This window comes from Burkholderia theae, assembly GCF_048565265.1.
GTDB classification, from domain to species: Bacteria; Pseudomonadota; Gammaproteobacteria; order Burkholderiales; family Burkholderiaceae; genus Burkholderia; species Burkholderia theae.
On sequence record NZ_CP183462.1, the window covers coordinates 2,152,887 to 2,170,290 of the forward strand.

A 17,404-nucleotide genomic window follows, 5' to 3' on the forward strand; every position below is an offset into this window, starting at 1 on the left:
TGCCCGTGACATGCTGCATGTTGCCGTCTCCTTGAGTATTTCTGGTATTAATGCCGTCCTTGCGTGCTGCTTCCGGCTCGACACAGGTTATCGACCGAGTCTGAGAAAATGCTGACATCCCGTCCCCGGGAAAACCCCTAATCCACCTACCTGCAAAACGGCACCATGCGCATTCTCGTCGTGGAGGACGATGCCGAAATCGGCGCGGCGATCCGCAGCCGCCTGGCGCGGCTCGGCCACGCCGTCGATCTCGAAACCGACGGCGCGACCGCGAACGGGCTGCTGCGCGTCGAGCGCTTCGACCTCGTCGTGCTCGATGCGAACCTGCCCGGCATGGACGGCTTCGCGGTGCTGCGCAACCTGCGCGCGTCGGGCAGCACGACGCCCGTACTGCTCGTCACCGCGCGCTCCGCGATCGACGACCGCGTGAGCGGCCTCGGCTTCGGCGCCGACGACTATCTCGTGAAGCCGTTCGACTACCGCGAGCTCGACGCGCGCGTGCAGGCGCTCCTGCGCCGCAACAGCGGCCACGCGAACGACGTGCTGACGCTCGGCGGCCTCGTGATCGACCGCAGCAGCCGCCTCGCGGAACTCGACGGCCAGCCGCTGTCGCTGTCGCGCCAGGAATTCGCGCTGCTCGAAATCCTCGCGAGCCGCCCGCAGCGCATCTTCTCGAAGGAGGAACTGCTGAACCAGCTGTTCAGCTTCGGCAACGAACCGACCGCGAACGCGGTCGAGCAGTACGTGACGCGCGTGCGCAAGAAGCTTCAGGGCAGCTCGGTCGAGATTCGCACCGCGCGCGGGATGGGGTATCAGATTGCCGCGCAATAACTGGTTCCCGAAGACGCTGTTCGGGCGCACGCTGCTCTTCATCGCGCTCGTCGTCGCGACCGGCGCGCTCGCGCTCGCGGCGATCGCGCGCTACTACGCAGGCGTCGCTGCCGAACGCGCATACGACCAGTTGCTCGCCGGCGCGTCGATCCAGGTCGCGGAAAACCTCTACGTGCAGGGTGGCGTGCTCGCGCTGAATCCGCCGGTGGCCGCGCTGTCGACGCTGTCGCGCTACGACCTCGTCTACTACAAGGTCGTCGATTCACGCGGCATCGTCGTGGCCGGCTACAACGATCTGTCGAGCACCGCGACGCTCGCCGCCGCGAAACAGGGCCCCGCATTCGCGAACGCCGTCTACCAGGGCCACCGGATCCGCACCGCGACCATCGCGCGCTACATGCCCGAGGAAAGCACGCCGGGCTGGGCGCTCGTGACCGTTGCGCAAACCACCAACGCGCGCCAGCAGCTCACCAACGACATGAGCATCAAGGTGTGGACGCTGATCCTGCTGATGAGCGTGCTCGCGATCGTGGCGAGCGGCCTCGCGATCCGGCACGGCCTGCGTCCGCTCGCGCAGATCGGCACGATCATCGCCGCGCGCGACCCGGCCGACTTGCGGCCCGTGGCCGTCGACACGCCGAGCGAGATCGACGCGATCATCGGTTCGATCAACGGGCTGATGCATCGCCTTGCCGAGCGGATCAACGCGATGCAGCGCTTCATCGCCGATGCCGCGCACCAGATGCGCACGCCGCTCGCGCGGCTCGACGCGCAGATCGAGCTGCTCGACGGCGAGTCGGACCCCGCGCGCCACGCGGCGCGCCTCGACGCGCTACGCGCGACCTGCGCGGATGTCGGCCGGCTCACCGGCCAGCTGCTCAATCACGCGATGGTGATCCATCGCACCGAGGCCGTGCCGCTGCAGCCCGTCGAACTCGTCGCGCTCGCGAAGGACGTGCTCGGCCGCACGATTCCGCTCGCGGGCGAGCGCGATGTGGCAGTCGCGTTCGCGAGCGACGCGCCGCTGGCCTGGATCGACGGCGACGCGATCAGCCTGCAGGAAGCGCTGTCGAACGTGCTGCACAACGCGCTGTTGCACGGCCATGCGGACGACATCGTCGTAGCGGTCGCGACCACGGGCAACCCCGACGGCGCGGTCACGCTGACCGTCACCGACAACGGCCGCGGGATTGCGCGCGAGCACTGGGATGCGGCACTGCAACCGTTCGTGCGGATCACTCCGGACGGCAGCGAGCGGCGCACGGGGTCGGGCCTCGGGCTCGCGATCGTGCAGGAAGTGATGAAGGCGCACGGCGGGCGCGTCGGGTTCGCGTTTCCCGAAACGGGCGGGTTTGCGGTGGTGCTGACGTTTCCGCGCGCGGCGGGGTTGGGCCCGGAATAAGCGGGGGCGCGCGAGACACGGCCGCACGACTGATCGGGCCGGCGACGCATCGCATGCCTGACGCATGTCGACCGATACCGGCATACGGCTTGTCGGCGCAGCCTCACGGACGCGCGTTGCGCGGGACAGCGCTGCGGCGTCAACCGCTCTGCGTGTTCACGCGCAACCGGTTACGTACCGCGCGCACGCCCGGCACCTGCTGCGCTGCGCTCACCGCCAGCGTCGCCTGACCGCTGTCCGGCACCACGCCGGATAACGTCACGATACCGTCCCTCACCCGCACGAGCACCCGGCTCGAATCCAGCCCGCGAGTCCGGCTCAGCACGCGCGCGACACGCTTCGTCAACGCGCGGGCGGCAGCCTTCGCCGATTTGTCGCTTGCGTCCGCGGCCGGCGGCAGCGCGGACGAAGCCGTCGTCGTGCCCGCTCGGCCCGCATCGTCCTGCGCCAACGCGACCGTCGTCGCGGACACACACATCAGGGCCATGATCGCCCGGCAAATCTCGATATGAACACGCATCGCGCTTTCCTTTCAAATGGGTTGTCGGAGAAACCGGCTATCGCGTGCCGGTCAGAACTGCGTGATCATGCCGATCGATACGCCCGTCACCGTGCGCCCGTCCGGCCGCAGGTTCAGTGCGGATACATTGGTCGGATCCTTCTTGTAGGCCCCCGAGAAGCCGTTGCGGTCGAATTCCAGATAGAGCTCCGTGCGCTTCGACAGGAAATACTCGAGCATCGCGTAGGTGGTCAGCTTGCGGCCGTCCGCGCCCGGTACGTTCTTCAGGTTGCTCGCGAAGTCGTAATAGGCCGCCCCGGTGAATTGCACGAATGGCGTGATCTGGTAAACCAGGCCGACCGACGGTATCTTGTCGCGCCGCTCCGGCCCGGCGGCGGCGGACGCGCTCACCGCAAGCGCGCTGTAGCTGAGATAGGCGCGCGCCGGCCCGATCTGCCAGGTCGCGCCGCCCATCATCGTCTGCGCCCACTGCGACGCGGATGCGTTGTAGGTTTTCTGGAACGCCGCGGCGGCCACCAGCGTCTGGTACTGGTAGCTCGCCCCGAGCGCGAAATTCGTGCCCGCGCGCGAATTGCCGGCGACGCCGCCAGGCGAATAGCTGCCGCGCAGCGTCAATCCGCCGAACCTGCCGACATACTTGATCGTGTTGTTGAAGCGCGCGTCGAGCGTGAAGAAGTTGCCGCCCCAGATGATGCCCGGCACGGTCGCCAGCAACGGACCCTGCGCCGAATTGGGATCGAGCGCGACGCCGATGTCCTCCGCGGCATTCAACTGACGCCCGAGCGTCACGCGGCCAAAATCGCCGGACAACCCGACGTACGCATTTTTCGAGAAGAAGCTGTTGCTGGAGATCGTGTTCCCCGTGCCCGACGTGAACGCGCTTTGCAGCATGAAGATCGCCTTCAGTCCGCCGCCGAGATCCTCGGTACCGCGAATACCGAAGTAGTTCCCGGACACCGTGTTGCTGTCGAAACCGATCTGATGCCCGCCTTTCACGCCGTCGACCCAACGAACGCCGCCACCGACGATCCCGAACAACGTCACGCTCGATTGCGCGTGCACGCCTCCGGCAATCGCCATCGTGATGCCAACCATCGCTGCTTTTTCTATTTTCCTCATGTCCCCTCCTTCTATTAAATTTGTATAACTAAATATTTTTCCCGGGAAAACGGGCATCGCTTCGCGTCGCCGGTGGCGACACCGCCCGGGCCCCGGCCGGACCGAATCCGGCTGGGGCCGTCGCGACCTATCGTTGCGCCGAACCCGGACGCGGCAGATTCACGGCCGGGAAGCGCACACCTTTTTCGGACGGCAGCACATCCGCCGTCTCGACCATCCACCTCAGCAGGCGCGCGGCGAGCAGCGCCTCGATCGCGGCATGCTCGGGCATGCCGGCCAGGTTGACCGTTTCGTGCGGATCGTCGCTACGCCGATAAAGTTCGGGTTGTTCGTACAGACGCCACACATAAGCCCACTCGCGCGTGCGCACGACCGCCGCCTTGCCGACCAGCTCCGGCTGCGTCTTCTGGATCGATGCCTTGACGTCGTACGGGAACGGGCTGCGCTCGAAATAGTCAGCCTCCTCGACGCGAAAACCGCCTTCGCTGAACACCGCGTCCCGGTGCGCCGCATCGGGATCGCGCAGGCATTGCGCGAAGCTCCTGCCGTAGTGTGCGTGCGGTGCCTCCAGCCCGGCCAGATCCAGCAGCGTCGGAAACACGTCGATCATCTCGATCATCGCGCCGGACACCACGCCGCGCGCCATACCCGCGCCGGACACGATCAGTGGATTGCGCAACAGGCACGCGTTCACGCCCGACGGCCATTTCTCGGCGAGCCCGAAATCGCCGAGATATTCGCCGTGATCGCAAAAAAACGTCGTGACGAGGTTGCCGGACGCCGCCCCATTCCGGGCCGCGTCCATCACACGGCCGACATGATGGTCGAGGCGCGACACCATCCCGTAATAGACGGCGCGCAGTTCGCGCCATTGCGCGTCGGTCAGCCGGTCCCAGCCGTGCCCGCGCGCGAGCGCGTCCACGAACGCCGGCTGCGGCCCGTGCGCCGCGTGCGGCGGCGGCACCGCTTCGCGGTCGTACATGGAGAACCAGGGCTCCTCGACCTCGAACGGCGGATGCGGCGCGAACAGCGGGACGTACAGCACCCACGGTTCGTCGGGCGGCTGCGCGAGCCAGCGTTCGGCTGTCTGCACGACGACCTCGTCGTATTCGACCGCCGCCTGCCCGGCCGTGCGCTGCCCGCGATAGAACGCGCGAATCATCGGATCGGCCGGATCGCCCGCGGCCTTGCTGCGCAGGAATTCCGCCGCGCTGCTGCGCGTCTCTTCCGGCAGGAAGCCATGTTCGTGCATCGACAGCTCGGTCACGCCCGCCGCGAACGAGTCGCCGCGCCCGCCCGCCATCGCGACGTGGTAGCCGTTGTCCTTGAAGACGCGCAGGAAATTCGGCTCCGCCGGGCCAAGCAGGTATTCGAGCGTGCGATGGCCGGCGACGTGCGGATACCAGCCCGACAGGAACGACACGCGCGACGGCGAGCAGACGCTGTGCTGCCCGAAGGCCTCGGTGAACGCGACGCCGTCGGCCGCAAGCCGGTCGAGGTTCGGCGTGCTGACGATCGTCGCAGGATCGACGGCATGCACGCAGTCGGCGCGCAGTTGATCGGCGACGAAGATGATGAAGTTGGGACGTTGATTCATGACGGACTCGCCGGCAGAAGGTTATCGAACGGATTTGACGAATACGATGACGACGGCGCCGAGCAGCGTGACGCCGCCCGCGACGCCGAACAGCATCCCGTAGCGGATCGCCCCGTCGCTCGCGGTGAGCCACGGTGTGCACAGCGGCAGGATCATCTGCGGCGCGACGTTGGCGAGATGGAACACGCCCATGTCCTTCGCAGCCGCGTTCCGGTCCGGCAGCACCTCGGTCACCAGTGCGAGATCGACCGCCAGATAGGCGCCCTGGGCGATCCCGATCCACACGACCACGGCGAGGAACTGCGGCAGCGACGCGCACGCGAGGATGGCGGGCAAGCCCAGCGCCAGCCCGACCCCGGCCCCGATCACGAATGCCTTGCGCCGGCGCAGCCGGTCGGACAGGCGCCCGAACACGAGCGCGCTGACCGTCATCGTCGCCGTCGCCACCAGCAGGCACACGAACATCGCGTGCGGGGCGTCGCGCTGCGACAGGCCGAGCCGGTCGCGCAGGAAGAACAGCAGATAGGTTTGCAGGCTCGTCACGCCGAACAGCACCAGCGCGCGGGACAGCCACGCGAAGCCGAAGTCCGGATGCCGGACCGGGTTGGTCCAGAAGCTCGACACGAGCATCCGCCAGTCCGGCGCGCACGCGCGCCCGGGCTCGAGGTGCCGGTCGTCGGCGAACAGCACGAAGCCCAGCACCATCACGCAGACGAGCCCGCCCTGCGCCAGCGCGACGGCGGCAAGATCCGGCGCGAACTCGCGTGCGATCCACATGCCGGCGAGAATGCCGAGCGGCGGGGTGAAGCCGACGATCGACGAATAGAGGCCGAGCTTCTCGCGCGACACCTGGTCTGGAATGACCGCGTTCAGGCCGCTCAGCGTGGCGTTGAACGCGAGCGCCGTCAGCGCCCAGCCGAGCGCGAGCTGCCACGACGTGCGCGCCGTGACGATCAGCGCCATCGCGCCGACGCCGGCCAGCATGCCGCCGAGGATCCACGGCTTGCGCATCCCCCAGCGGCCGCGCGTATGGTCGCTCAGCACGCCGAAGACCGGCTGCGCGACGAACCCGGCGACCGCGCCGACGCCAAGCGCAAACGCGAGCACACTCGCCTTGTCGGCAGGCGCGATGCGCTCGGCCATCATCGGCAGGATCATCATCGGATACGGCAACAGCGCCAGCCAGATGCCGACGAATGCGACCGTCAGCGTCACGCCGAGCGTCACGTTGCGCCCGCCGAGACTTGATACACCCACCCGTTCGTCCATACCCTCTCCATTCATCGTCGAATGACGGCCCGCGCCCGCGGCACCGCCGTCCGCTCAGCGCCCGAACATCCGCCCGTCTAGATGCACCGCTCCCGCGATCGCATGATCGGTCGCCGCGCGCGCCAGCGCGACGCGATACGTACCGTCCGCGATCCGCCACTGCCCGACCTGCCCGTCGAACCGGGCCAGCAGGCGCGGATCGACCGTCAGCGACACGCGGACGGATTCGCCCGCGCGCAGCGTCACGCGCTCGAAGCCGAGCAGCCGCATGCACGGCGCGCCGCACGCATCCGTCAGGTAGAGCTGTGGAACGTCGTCGCCGTCGCACGGGCCCGTGTTGGTCACCGTGAAGCGCGCCGTCACCGTGTCGCCGCCGTCGAGCCGCAGGTCGTCGTACGCGAAACGCGTATAGCTCAGGCCGAAACCGAAGCCGAAGCGCGGCGGCCGGTCCGTCTTCGCGAACCAGCGATAACCGACCTCCGCGCCCTCGTGGTAATGCACGTCGATCGGCGTACCGAGCTCGACATCCGCGCCCGGCAGCGCCGGATGCGGCGTATCCGCGATATCGGCCGGGAACGTGACCGGCAGGCGGCCCGACGGATTGACGCGGCCCGTCAATATTTCCGCGATCGCCTGCGCACCCGCCTGGCCCGGATACCACGCCTGCACGATCGCGGCGACTTCGCCGCTCCACGGCATCGCGACCGGGTTGCCGGTCTGCAGCACGACGACGGTATCGGGGTTCGCGCGCGCCACCGCGTCGATCAGCGCATCCTGTCCGAACGGCAGCGTCATGTCCGGGCAGTCGAAACGCTCGCCTTCATGACGGATCGCGTTGACGATCACGACGTCGGCGCGGCGCGCCAGCGCAACGGCGTCCGCGACGTGCGCGCCGCTGTCGTATTCGACGATCGCGTCCGGCAGTTGCGCGCGCAACGCCGCGAGCGGCGACGCGCCGCCGAAGCACATCGCGGTCGGCCCGAGCAGCGGATGACTGCGCATCGGCACGACCGCCGTATAACCGCCCTGCGGCATCACCTGGCTGGAGCCCGATCCGGACAGCACGCCCGCCTGCGCCAGGCCCCCGATCACGGCAATGCGTCGCGCGGCTTGCGCGAGCGGCAGCACTTGCCGCGCGTTCTTCAACAGCACGATGCCCTCGCGGGCGATCTGCAGCGCGATCGCGTCGTGCGCGGCGAAATCGACCGGTTCCGGCGCGCGCTCGCGATCGATGCCGACCGCATAACAGGAGCGCAGGATCCGCGTCACCATCTCGCCGATGCGCGCCCGCGGCACCTTGCCTTCGTCGTATGCGCGCCGCAGCGGCGCGTTGAACCACTCGGCCTCGTCGAGTTGCGCGCCCGAATGCTGGTCGAGGCCCGCGAGCGCGAACTCCCAGCCGTACACGGCGCGCCAGTCCGACATGATCCAGCCCTTGAAGCCCATCGCGTCCTTCACGACGTCCTGCAACAGATGCCGGTTGCCGCTCGCATACGCGCCGTTGACCAGGTTGTAGGCGGCCATCAGCGCGCCGGGCTCGCCTTCCTCGATCGCGATCTGGAACGCGAGCAGGTCGCTCTCGCGATGCGCGTCGGGATCGATGACGGCGTTCAGGAAGAACTTGTTGGTCTCGCTGGCATTGAGCGACACGTGCTTGAGCAGCGCAATCACGCCCTCGCGCTGCGTGCCCGCCACGAGGCGTCCGCCGATCCGCCCGGACAGCAGCGGGTCTTCCGACACATATTCGAAGTTGCGACCGTTGCGCACGTCGCGCACGAGATTGATGCCGCCGCCCAGCGCGACGTTGAAGCCGCGCGCGCGCGCCTCCTTGCCGATCGCCGCGCCCATCCGGCGCGCCAGCGCCGGGTGGAAGGTCGCGCCAAGTGCCAGCCCGGCCGGGAACGCGGTCGCCCGCTCGTCCGGGGTTTCGGTATGCCGCAGGCCGAGGCTGGTGTCGGCCAGCTTCAGCGCCGGCACGCCGAGACGCGGCACGCCGCCGACATAACCGGCGATGACGGGCAGCTCGGCCGGCACGCGCGGCTCGCGGCCAGTGCGGCCGAAGACCCGCACCATCAGGCTGTACAGCAGCGAAAACCGCTCGTCGTCGGTCATGCGGGCTTCGGTTTCTCGCGCACGCGCGTCGGGGTCGGGGCAACCCGCCGGCGCCGCGCTTTCGCCGGCCGCGATTGCGCCCGAACAGGCGGGAGATTCGATGGGAGTCTGCAGTGGGTTCGAGGATGTCATCACGCGTTGCTTCGAATGAATGGGACCGGCCGACACCCGCTTGCACCGTCAGCCGAACAGTTCCTGCCAAATAATTATCCGAGTGGATAATTATTGTTTTGGGCGTGCGTGTCAAGCGTGCAAAGGCGGTATCGACGGCGGGGTTTTCCCCGACCCGCGCGGGCCACGATGTCGCGCCGGCGCGCGGGATCGGGCCGGAACGACCCGTTGCGGCCAATCCGGCCGGACGGCACAATCCGGGGATTCGATCGAGGACAGGACAGATGCAGATTGCCCGGCAGGCGCAGCAGGAACGCAGCGAACAGACCCGTTCGGAAATTCTGGGCATCGCGCTCGAACAGTTCTCGACTCGCGGTTTCGACGCGGTCAGCGTGCGCGACATCGCGGACGCGGCCGGCGTGAACCACGCGATGATTCGCTACTACTTCGGCAACAAGGAGAACCTGTGGCGCGCCAGCGTGACGCAGTTGTTCGACCGGTTCATGGAGGGCGTGGCGCTGCCGGACCCGGCGTCGGACGCGTTCTCGATCGATGCCGTCAAGCAATACATCCGCAACTACGTGCGGTATTGCGCCGCGCATCCCGAGCATGCGCGGCTGATGATGCAGGAAGCCAATCGCGATTCGGAACGCCTGCAGTGGATGGCGGAAACCTTCGTGCGGCCGCGCCACGACCGCTCGGTGCCGCTGATCCGCTACGTCAGCGAGACGACCGACGGGCTCGCGCGGATCGACCCGGTCGTGCTGCTGTACATGATTACCGCGATCGCGCAGGTGCCCTACCTGCTGACGGCGGAAATGCGCTATGCGCACGGCATCGACGCGCTCGACGAGAAAGCGATCGATGCGCATTGCGACGCCGTCGTCGCGTTCATCTTCCGCTGAGCGGCCCGGCGTGCGTGCGGCAAGCCGCGCCGGCGCCACGGTGCGGCATCGACGCGCGCCGCGACAGGTTCACGCGACTAGGCCGCGACCTCTCCCCCGAGATACGCATCCCTGATCCGCTCGTCCGCGAGCAACGACTTCGCCGGCCCTTCGAGCACCACGCGCCCCGTCTGCAGCACATACCCGTAGTGCGCGATCTCCAGCGCGAGGCTCGCGTTCTGCTCGACCATGAACACCGTCACACCCTGCCGGTTGATCGCGTCGATCAGTTCGAGCACCTTGTCGACATAGAGCGGCGACAGCCCCATCGTCGGTTCGTCCATGCAGATCAGCTTCGGTCGCGCCATCAGCGCACGCGCCATCGCGAGCATCTGCTGCTCGCCGCCCGACAGCGTGCCCGCGCGCTGCGCGAGCCGCTCCCTCACGCGCGGAAACAGGTCGAGCACGCGTTCGTAGTCTTCAGCCACCGCCGCGCGATCGCCGCGCGTGTACGCACCCATCAGCAGGTTCTCGCGCACGCTCATGTCGCCGAACAGCCGCCGCGCCTCGGGCACGGCCGCGATCCCGCGCCGCACGCGCTGCGGCGTCGCGAGCGCCGTCACGTCGTCGCCGTCGAAGCGCACGACGCCGCGACGCGGCCGCATCAGCCCGAGGATCAGCTTCATCGTCGTCGACTTGCCGCTCGCGTTGCCGCCGAGCAGGCTGACGATCTGCCCGCGGCCGACTTCGAAGTTCACGTCGAAATGCACCTGCACCGGCCCGTAGAACGTGTCGAGGTGTTCCAGTTTCAGCAGCGCGTCGGTCATGGTCGTGTCGGGTCCGGAAGAAGAGGCGGTCATGCGGCCGCCTGCGCCGCGCGATCGGCCGGCGCGCCGCCCGCATGGCGGCGGCCGAGATAGGCTTCGATCACGCGCGGATCGTGCCGCACGTCGCGCGGCGCGCCTTCGGCGATCTTCACGCCGTTGTCGAGCACCATCACGCGGTCGGACACACGCATCACGAGTTCGAGCTTGTGCTCGATCAGCAGGATCGTCAGGCCGCGCGCCTTCAACGACTGGATCAGTTGCAGCATCTCGGCCGTCTCCGTCTCGTTCATCCCGGCCGTCGGTTCGTCGAGCAGCAGCAGGCGCGGATGCAGCGCGAGCGCGCGGCCGATCTCGACGCGCCGCCGGTTCGCATACGACAGGCTATGCGCCGGGTGATCGATGCGCGGCGTGAGCCGTTCGCCGAACCCGGCGACGATCGCGCGCGCCTCGTCGCGCAACGCCGCTTCCTCGCGCCGCACCGATGCGGGCCGCACGAGCGCGCGCAGCACCTCGGCCGCCGCGCCGAGCACGGGCCAGCCCGGCCGCGCCGCGCGCAGCCGCGCATGCGCGCCGATCAGCACGTTGTCGAGCACGCTCAGGTTGCCGAACACGCGGCCGTGCTGGAACGTACGCGCGATGCCGAGCGCCGCGAGCCGTTCGGACGCCGTGCCCGTGATGTCGCGGCCGTCGAACGTCACGCGGCCGGCGTCGGGGCGATCCGCGCCCGCGATCAGGTTGAACAGCGTCGACTTGCCCGCGCCGTTCGGCCCGATCACGCTCAGCAGCTCGCCTTCGGCGAGCGTCAGGCTCGCGCCGTCGAGCGCGGTCACGCCGTCGAAACGGCGCGTCAAACCCTGCACGTCGAGCAAGGGTCGAGTGGTGGTCATCGCATTCCTCCTCACACCGTGCCGAGCAGGCCCTGCGGCCGGAACCGGACGAGCAGCAGCAGCACGACGCCGTAGATCAGCATCCGGTAGTCGGCCGCCCAGCGGAACAGCTCGGGCAACCCGATCAGCGCGATCGCGCCGGCGATGCCGCCGAGCACGTTGCCGAGCCCGCCGAGGATCACCATCGTCAACGCGAGGATCGACACCTGCGAATCGAAGGTCTGGTGATTGATGTAGCTGTACAGATGCGCGGCGATACCGCCGCTCACGCCGGCCGCGACACCGCCGACCGCGAACGCGATCGCCTTGTAGCGGTTCGGCGCGATGCCGTGTGCGCGCGCGGCGACGTCGTCCTCGCGCACCGCGCGCAGCGTGCGGCCGAGATGCGAGCGCAGCAGCCGCACCTGCACGAGCGCGAACCCGACGAGCACCGCGAACGTGAACCAGTACGCGGCGCGCGCGGTCGTCGCCCACGACAGCGGCGCGATGCCGGTGATGCCGAGCGGGCCGCGCGTGAGGCCGTCCCAGTTCAGGATCACGAGGCTCACCACTTCGCCGATGCCGAGCGTCGCGATCGACACGTAGTGCCCGCGCAGCCGGAACGCCGGATAGACGAGCAGCGTGCCGAGCACGGCCGTGATCGCACCCGCGCACGGAATCGTCACGGCCGGCGACCAGCCGAGATCCGACGACAGCAGCGCCGACGCATACGCGCCGATCACGAGCAGCGCCGCGTGTCCAAGCGAGATCTGCCCGACCGTGCCCGCGACGAGCGTGAGGCTCAGCGCGAGCAGGCCGTACAGCCAGGCGTTGGTCAGCGTCTGCAACACGTACGGCGACGCGCCGAGCCACGGCAGCACGGCCGCGAGCGCGACCAGCGCGACGAGCACAGGACGCGGCACGCGCACGGCCTTCGCGGCCGCGAGGAAGGTGCCCGTCATCGGCTCGGCGGGCAGCGCGCGGTTCGCGCTGAACAAGCCGTTCGGCCGCCACACGAGGAACACGATCAGCAGTCCGAACGCGAACAGATCGCGATAGCTCGTGCCGAACAGCGCGACGCCGTAGCTTTCGACGAGACCGAGCAGCAGGCTGCCGGCGATCGCGCCCGGCACGTTGCCGAGCCCGCCGATCAGCAGCGCGACCACGCCCTTCAGCGTCGCCTGGAAGCCCATCGCCGGATCGATGCTGTTGTAGTACATGCCGACCAGCAGCCCGCTCACGCCGCCGAGCGCGCACGCGATCGCGAACACGGTCTGGTTCACGCGATCCACGTCGACGCCCATCTGCAGCGCCGCATCGCGATCCTGAGCGGTCGCGCGCACGGCCCAGCCGAGCCGCGTGAAGCGCAGGAAGCCGTACAGCAGCGCGGCCGCCGTGATACCGATGCCCGCGATCAGCAGGTCGAGCGAACCGAGCGTCGCGCCGGCGATCCGCACGTGCCAGTCGGGTAGCGGCGTCGGCACCGCGCGCGGGTCCGCGCCGAATGCGAGCTGCGCGAGCTGGTCGAGGATGAAGCTGATGCCGATCGTCGCGAGCAGCGGCGCGATCCGCGCCGCGTGGCGCAGCGGCCGCAGCCCGATCCGCTCGATCGCGACGCCGAGCGCGCCGCAGCCGACGACGACCGCCGCGAGCGCGACCGGCAGCGGCAGCCCGAAGCGCGTCAGGCACAGCCAGCCGATGAACGCGCCGACCATGTAGACCGAGCCGTGCGCGAAGTTGATCAGGTGCGACACGCCGAAGATCAGCGCGAGCCCGACCGCGAGCAGCGCGTAGATGTTGCCGACGATGAGGCCGTTGAGCGTGTAGTCGAGCCAGGAAGCCATCACGATGCGTCCGGGTGCCGAATCAGCGCGCCGCGAGCTGCGGCTTCGCGCCGTCCCACAGCGCCCACTGCCCCTGCTTCACGACGAGATACACGGTACGTGCGCCCGCGACGCGGCGCGTCTGCGGATCGAAGCGCACCTTGCCGAAGATCACGCTCGGCACGTCGCTGATCTTCGCGAAGCCGTCGTGCGCGGCCTGCCGCGTCGTGCCGTAGCGGCGCAGCACCTCGGCCGACAGGATCAGCGCGTCGTATGCGCGCGCAACGAACGAATCGGGATCGGCGTGGAATTTCGCGCGATAGCGCTGCACGAACGCCTGCACCTCGGGGCGCGGCTCGGCCGGGAAGAAGTTCGATTCCGTATAGACGCCGTCGACGGCCGCGCCGCCCAGTTCGAGGAATTTCGGCGAATACACGGAGCCGACCGCCGCGATCGGCAGCGTGACGCCCGACGTGCGCGCCTGCCGCACGATCTGCGCGCCGTCCGCGTAGTACGAGATCAGCACGATCGAATCGGGCTTCGACGCGCCGATCCGCACGAGCGTCGAGCGGAAATCCTTCTCCGCCGGCTGGTAACCCTCGGCCGCGACGACCTGCGCGCCGAGCCCGGCCACCGCCTTCGCGAAGATGTCCTTGCTGGTGCGGCCCCAGTCGGTGTTCAGGTACAGCACCGCGATCCGCTTGAAGCCGAGTTCCTTCACCGCGTAGCGCGCGAGCAGCGGCTGCTCCTCGGCCTGGCTCAGCGCGGTACTCCACAGGTAATCGCCGCCCTTCGTGAAATCCGGATGCGAGTTCGTGAAGCCGAACTGGACCAGTTGCCCGCGCTGGTAGATCGGCGAAGCGGCCATCGACGTCGCGCTGGAGAAATCGCCGAGCTCGATCGCGATGCGCGGATCGGCAACGAACTTCTGCGCGATCGCCACCGCCTGGCGCGGGTCGCTGCGGCTGTCCTGGAAGTCGATCGCGAGCGGCCGGCCGTGTATGCCGCCGCTGCCGTTGATCTCGTCGAGCGCGAGATCGAAGCCGCGCTTCCATTGCTCGCCGTATTGCGCGTCCTGGCCCGTGAGCGGCCCGCTCACGCCGACCACCACCGGCTCGCCGGACACGCCCGCCGCGAGCGCGCCGCCCGTCGACAAGCCCCATGCTGCGGCAAGCGCCGCCACCGTGCCCAGCACACGCCGCCATGCGCCGCGTGCGTCGTTCCCCGAAACGTTCATGCCGCCCCCACCTTCAGTCAGTCGAAAAGAGTGAGGGCATGTAACCATCCGGTTCAGGGCGATCCAACGAAGTTTTGCGCATATCGATATCGCGCGCGGCGCGAAGCGGATCACGCTCGTGGATGGTCCTCTGCATGTCGTGTAGCGCGCGGTGTACGAGCGTGCGTCGCATCACGTTGATTCGATTGGCGTTTCCTGCGCGATGCCAATCGCAGCCGATACACCGACACGCACCATCGGCAGCCGCGTCACCCGCACGCTTCGCAGTTTTCGCGCTGTCGATAGCAAAAATCATTATATGAATCGCGCATGCTCGCACTCCTACAATGCGCAAATCGCATCATCGGAACGCGTCATGGAGCTGCATCAACTCGAAGCCTTTTCCGCGGTCATGTCGGCCGGCAGCGTGACCGGCGCGGGCGAACTGCTCGGCCGCTCGCAGCCGGCCGTTACACGGCAGATCCAGGAGCTCGAAGCCGATCTCGGCTACGCGCTGTTCGACCGGCACGGCCCGCGCGTCACGCCGACGCGGCGCGCGTTCCTGCTGTACGAGGAAGTCGAGCGCTCGCTGGTCGGCCTGCGCGCGATCGAGGCGCGGGCGCGCGCGCTCGGCAACGAAGCGGCCGAACCCATGCGCATCGCGGCGACGCCTTCGCTCGCCGCGACGCTCGTGCCGGCCGCGCTCGCCGCGCTGCCCGACGACGCGCATGCGCCGCACTACCAGTTGCGCAGCGAATCAGCCGAGCATGTCGTGCACGAGGTGCTGGCCGGCACGGCCGACGTCGGCGTCGTCACGCTGCCGATGGCGCATGCGGGGCTCGACGTGCACTGGATCGCGCAAACACCGTGCGTCGCCGTGCTGCCCGCCGGCGACCCGCTCGCGGCGAAGCCGCGCATCGCGCTGCGCGATCTCGCGCGCCGCCGCATCGTCACGGTCGCGAACCGGCACCGGCTGCGCCAGCGGATCGACGCGGCATTCGCGGCCGCGCGCATCGATACGCACGTGTTCATCGAAACCAATGCGTCGCTGAATGCGGTGATGGCCGCGCGCGCGGGCATCGGGATCGGCATCGTCGATCCGGCCACGGGCGTCGCGCTGCCGGTGGACGGCGTCGTCGCGCGCCCGCTCGACGTCGACATCCCGTTCGCGTTCGGCGTCGCGACGCCGGCCGGCAAGGCGCGCACCGCCGCCGTCGATGCGCTGCTCGACGCACTGCACCGCACGACGCGCGCGCTGCTCGACGACGTGGTCTTTCACGAAGCCGCCGCGCACGATGCGCTGCTGCGCGGCGACCGGCTGCGCAGCGATCGTCCGGCTCGCACGACGCGGACGCGCCGCACGCGCCCGGAGGCCGCATGACGACACCGCTCAATGCGCTCAACGCACTCGACGCCCTCGAAGCGCGGCTCGCGCAAGACCTGCGCTGGCTCGACCTGCCCGCGCCGTCGTGGGTGCCGCCGCGCGACGCCGACGGCACGCGCGTGCTCGACGTCGCGATCGTCGGCGGCGGCATGGCCGGGCTCGCGGCATCCGCCGAACTGCGCCTGCTCGGCATCGACAACCAGTGCGTGATCGACCGTGCGCCGGCCGGCTACGAAGGGCCGTGGGTCACGTTCGCGCGAATGGACACGCTGCGCTCGCCGAAGCAGCTCGCGGGCCCCGCGCTCGGCCTGCCCGCGCTGACGTTCCGCGCGTGGTTCGAAGCGCAATACGGCCGCGACGCATGGGACGCGCTCTACAAGATCCCGCGCACGCAATGGATGGATTACCTGCGCTGGTATCGGCGCGTGCTCAACCTGCAGGTGCGCAACGACACCACGCTCGTCGCGCTGCGTCCGCGCGACGACGGGCTGCTCGCACTCGACGTGCGCGGCAACGGCGAAGCGCAGACCCTGCTCGCCCGGCATGTCGTGCTCGCGACCGGCCGCGACGGGCTCGGCGGCCCGTACCTGCCGCCCGTCGCGCAACGTGCGCCGCGCACGCGCTGGGCGCACTCGTCCGAGCCGATCGACTTCGCGGCGCTCGCGGGCAAGCGGGTCGGCGTGGTCGGCGCGGGCGCCTCCGCGTTCGACAACGCGGGCACCGCGCTCGAAGCCGGCGCGGCGCGCGTCGACCTGTTCTTCCGCCGTGCGGACATTCCGCGCATCAACAAGCTGACGGGCATCGGCAGTCCGGGCCTCGTACACGGTTACGCCGATCTCGACGACGCGACGAAGTGGCGCTTCATGCACTACGCGTTGACGTCGCAAACGCCGCCGCCGCGCGACAGCGTGCTGCGCGTATCGCGCCACGCGCACGCGCACTTTCACGCGGGCAGCCCGATCGAGACGCTCGCCGATCATCCGGACGGCCTCGACGTGACGACGCCGCGCGGGCGCTACCCCGTCGACTTCCTGATCTTCGCGACCGGCTTTCATTCGGACTGGACGACACGCGCGGAATTCGCGTCGTTCGGCGCGCACGTTCGGCGCTGGAAGGATCGCTATCGCCCGGAACCGGGCACGTGGCTCGACGAACTCGCCGAGTCGCCCGATCTCGGCCCCGCGTTCGCGTTCCAGGAACGCGAGCCCGGCGCGTGCGAAGCCGTCACGCGGATCCATTGCTTCAACCATGCGGCAAGCCTGAGCCACGGCAAGCTGTCCGGCGATATTCCGGCCATCAGCGCGGGCGCGAAACGGCTCGCGCGCGGCATCGCGAGCCGGCTGTTCGACGCCGATCGCGACCGCCATTACGACGCGCTCGTCGCATACGCGAACGCCGAGCTGCAAGGCGACGAATGGCGCGACGCGGATGTGTGAGCGCGCG

14 protein-coding genes are annotated in these 17,404 nt (G+C 69.0%); 5 read left to right on the forward strand and 9 right to left on the reverse strand.

Translation table 11 applies throughout. From position 1 onward, the window contains the following. Positions 1-165: 165 nt before the first annotated feature. Positions 166-831 (forward strand): response regulator transcription factor, encoded by a 666-nt coding sequence (locus ACN22W_RS27165; RefSeq protein WP_193101247.1) that lies wholly within the window; start codon positions 166-168, stop codon positions 829-831. Further along, positions 818-2,233 (forward strand): sensor histidine kinase, encoded by a 1,416-nt coding sequence (locus tag ACN22W_RS27170; protein ID WP_419687839.1) that lies wholly within the window; start codon positions 818-820, stop codon positions 2,231-2,233. Before ACN22W_RS27165 ends, ACN22W_RS27170 begins: the two co-directional genes overlap by 14 nt. 139 nt (positions 2,234-2,372) lie before the next feature. Here the strand turns inward: ACN22W_RS27170 and ACN22W_RS27175 are convergent, their stop codons facing one another. The 5 genes from ACN22W_RS27175 to ACN22W_RS27195 form a co-directional block, all read right to left on the reverse strand. Beyond that, the gene (locus ACN22W_RS27175; protein ID WP_419687840.1) at positions 2,373-2,753 is read right to left on the reverse strand and encodes a BON domain-containing protein; all 381 of its coding nucleotides are present in this window, start codon (positions 2,751-2,753) and stop codon (positions 2,373-2,375) included. 51 nt (positions 2,754-2,804) lie between these two features. Further along, a complete protein-coding gene (locus ACN22W_RS27180) occupies positions 2,805-3,872 on the reverse strand; it encodes a porin (RefSeq protein WP_419687841.1) in 1,068 nt (355 codons plus the stop codon). 127 nt (positions 3,873-3,999) lie between these two features. Then, positions 4,000-5,469 (reverse strand): sulfatase-like hydrolase/transferase, encoded by a 1,470-nt coding sequence (locus tag ACN22W_RS27185; protein WP_419687842.1) that lies wholly within the window; start codon positions 5,467-5,469, stop codon positions 4,000-4,002. Between the two features lie 21 nt (positions 5,470-5,490). Then, positions 5,491-6,738 carry an MFS transporter gene (locus tag ACN22W_RS27190; RefSeq protein ID WP_419687843.1) on the reverse strand — a complete coding sequence of 416 codons (1,248 nt, stop codon included), beginning with the start codon at positions 6,736-6,738 and terminating at the stop codon, positions 5,491-5,493. A 54-nt stretch (positions 6,739-6,792) separates the two neighbouring features. Continuing rightward, positions 6,793-8,850 carry a beta-glucosidase family protein gene (locus tag ACN22W_RS27195; protein WP_419687845.1) on the reverse strand — a complete coding sequence of 686 codons (2,058 nt, stop codon included), beginning with the start codon at positions 8,848-8,850 and terminating at the stop codon, positions 6,793-6,795. 395 nt (positions 8,851-9,245) lie between these two features. Between ACN22W_RS27195 and ACN22W_RS27200 the strand changes: the two genes are divergently transcribed. Then, positions 9,246-9,866 (forward strand): TetR/AcrR family transcriptional regulator, encoded by a 621-nt coding sequence (locus tag ACN22W_RS27200; RefSeq protein ID WP_193101255.1) that lies wholly within the window; start codon positions 9,246-9,248, stop codon positions 9,864-9,866. A gap of 77 nt (positions 9,867-9,943) precedes the next feature. On the opposite strand, the gene ACN22W_RS27205 is transcribed toward ACN22W_RS27200, so the two are convergent. The 4 genes from ACN22W_RS27205 to ACN22W_RS27220 are packed head-to-tail and all read right to left on the reverse strand — an operon-like array spanning position 9,944 to position 14,598. Further along, the gene (locus tag ACN22W_RS27205) at positions 9,944-10,705 is read right to left on the reverse strand and encodes an ABC transporter ATP-binding protein (RefSeq protein ID WP_419687846.1); all 762 of its coding nucleotides are present in this window, start codon (positions 10,703-10,705) and stop codon (positions 9,944-9,946) included. Next, positions 10,702-11,559: an ABC transporter ATP-binding protein gene (locus tag ACN22W_RS27210; RefSeq protein ID WP_419687847.1), complete on the reverse strand. Its 858-nt coding sequence runs from the start codon at positions 11,557-11,559 to the stop codon at positions 10,702-10,704. Before ACN22W_RS27210 ends, ACN22W_RS27205 begins: the two co-directional genes overlap by 4 nt. A gap of 11 nt (positions 11,560-11,570) precedes the next feature. After that, entirely contained in the window at positions 11,571-13,382 is a 1,812-nt protein-coding gene (locus tag ACN22W_RS27215; RefSeq protein WP_419687848.1) for an ABC transporter permease, read from the reverse strand. Positions 13,383-13,404: 22 nt separating this feature from the next. Beyond that, positions 13,405-14,598, reverse strand: coding sequence for an ABC transporter substrate-binding protein (locus ACN22W_RS27220; protein WP_419687849.1), 1,194 nt, complete (start codon positions 14,596-14,598; stop codon positions 13,405-13,407). 355 nt (positions 14,599-14,953) lie between these two features. Here ACN22W_RS27220 and ACN22W_RS27225 point away from each other — a divergent pair, with 355 nt between their 5' ends. Further along, positions 14,954-15,958, forward strand: a complete 1,005-nt coding sequence (locus tag ACN22W_RS27225; RefSeq protein ID WP_419687850.1) for a LysR family transcriptional regulator — start codon at positions 14,954-14,956, stop codon at positions 15,956-15,958. Continuing rightward, positions 15,955-17,397 carry an NAD(P)-binding domain-containing protein gene (locus tag ACN22W_RS27230; RefSeq protein WP_419687851.1) on the forward strand — a complete coding sequence of 481 codons (1,443 nt, stop codon included), beginning with the start codon at positions 15,955-15,957 and terminating at the stop codon, positions 17,395-17,397. Before ACN22W_RS27225 ends, ACN22W_RS27230 begins: the two co-directional genes overlap by 4 nt. The last annotated feature ends 7 nt before the right edge of the window (positions 17,398-17,404 follow it).

Bases quoted from the DNA above. Each gene is read 5' to 3' on its own strand.
- ACN22W_RS27220 (WP_419687849.1), bottom strand. From the start codon at position 14,598: ATGAACGTTTCGGGGAACGACGCACGCGGCGCATGGCGGCGTGTGCTG.
- ACN22W_RS27215 (WP_419687848.1), bottom strand. From the start codon at position 13,382: ATGGCTTCCTGGCTCGACTACACGCTCAACGGCCTCATCGTCGGCAAC.
- ACN22W_RS27180 (WP_419687841.1), bottom strand. From the start codon at position 3,872: ATGAGGAAAATAGAAAAAGCAGCGATGGTTGGCATCACGATGGCGATT.
- ACN22W_RS27210 (WP_419687847.1), bottom strand. From the start codon at position 11,559: ATGACCACCACTCGACCCTTGCTCGACGTGCAGGGTTTGACGCGCCGT.
- ACN22W_RS27165 (WP_193101247.1), top strand. From the start codon at position 166: ATGCGCATTCTCGTCGTGGAGGACGATGCCGAAATCGGCGCGGCGATC.
- ACN22W_RS27230 (WP_419687851.1), top strand. From the start codon at position 15,955: ATGACGACACCGCTCAATGCGCTCAACGCACTCGACGCCCTCGAAGCG.
- ACN22W_RS27225 (WP_419687850.1), top strand. From the start codon at position 14,954: ATGGAGCTGCATCAACTCGAAGCCTTTTCCGCGGTCATGTCGGCCGGC.
- ACN22W_RS27185 (WP_419687842.1), bottom strand. From the start codon at position 5,469: ATGAATCAACGTCCCAACTTCATCATCTTCGTCGCCGATCAACTGCGC.
- ACN22W_RS27195 (WP_419687845.1), bottom strand. From the start codon at position 8,850: ATGACCGACGACGAGCGGTTTTCGCTGCTGTACAGCCTGATGGTGCGG.
- ACN22W_RS27200 (WP_193101255.1), top strand. From the start codon at position 9,246: ATGCAGATTGCCCGGCAGGCGCAGCAGGAACGCAGCGAACAGACCCGT.
- ACN22W_RS27190 (WP_419687843.1), bottom strand. From the start codon at position 6,738: ATGGACGAACGGGTGGGTGTATCAAGTCTCGGCGGGCGCAACGTGACG.
- ACN22W_RS27175 (WP_419687840.1), bottom strand. From the start codon at position 2,753: ATGCGTGTTCATATCGAGATTTGCCGGGCGATCATGGCCCTGATGTGT.
- ACN22W_RS27205 (WP_419687846.1), bottom strand. From the start codon at position 10,705: ATGACCGCCTCTTCTTCCGGACCCGACACGACCATGACCGACGCGCTG.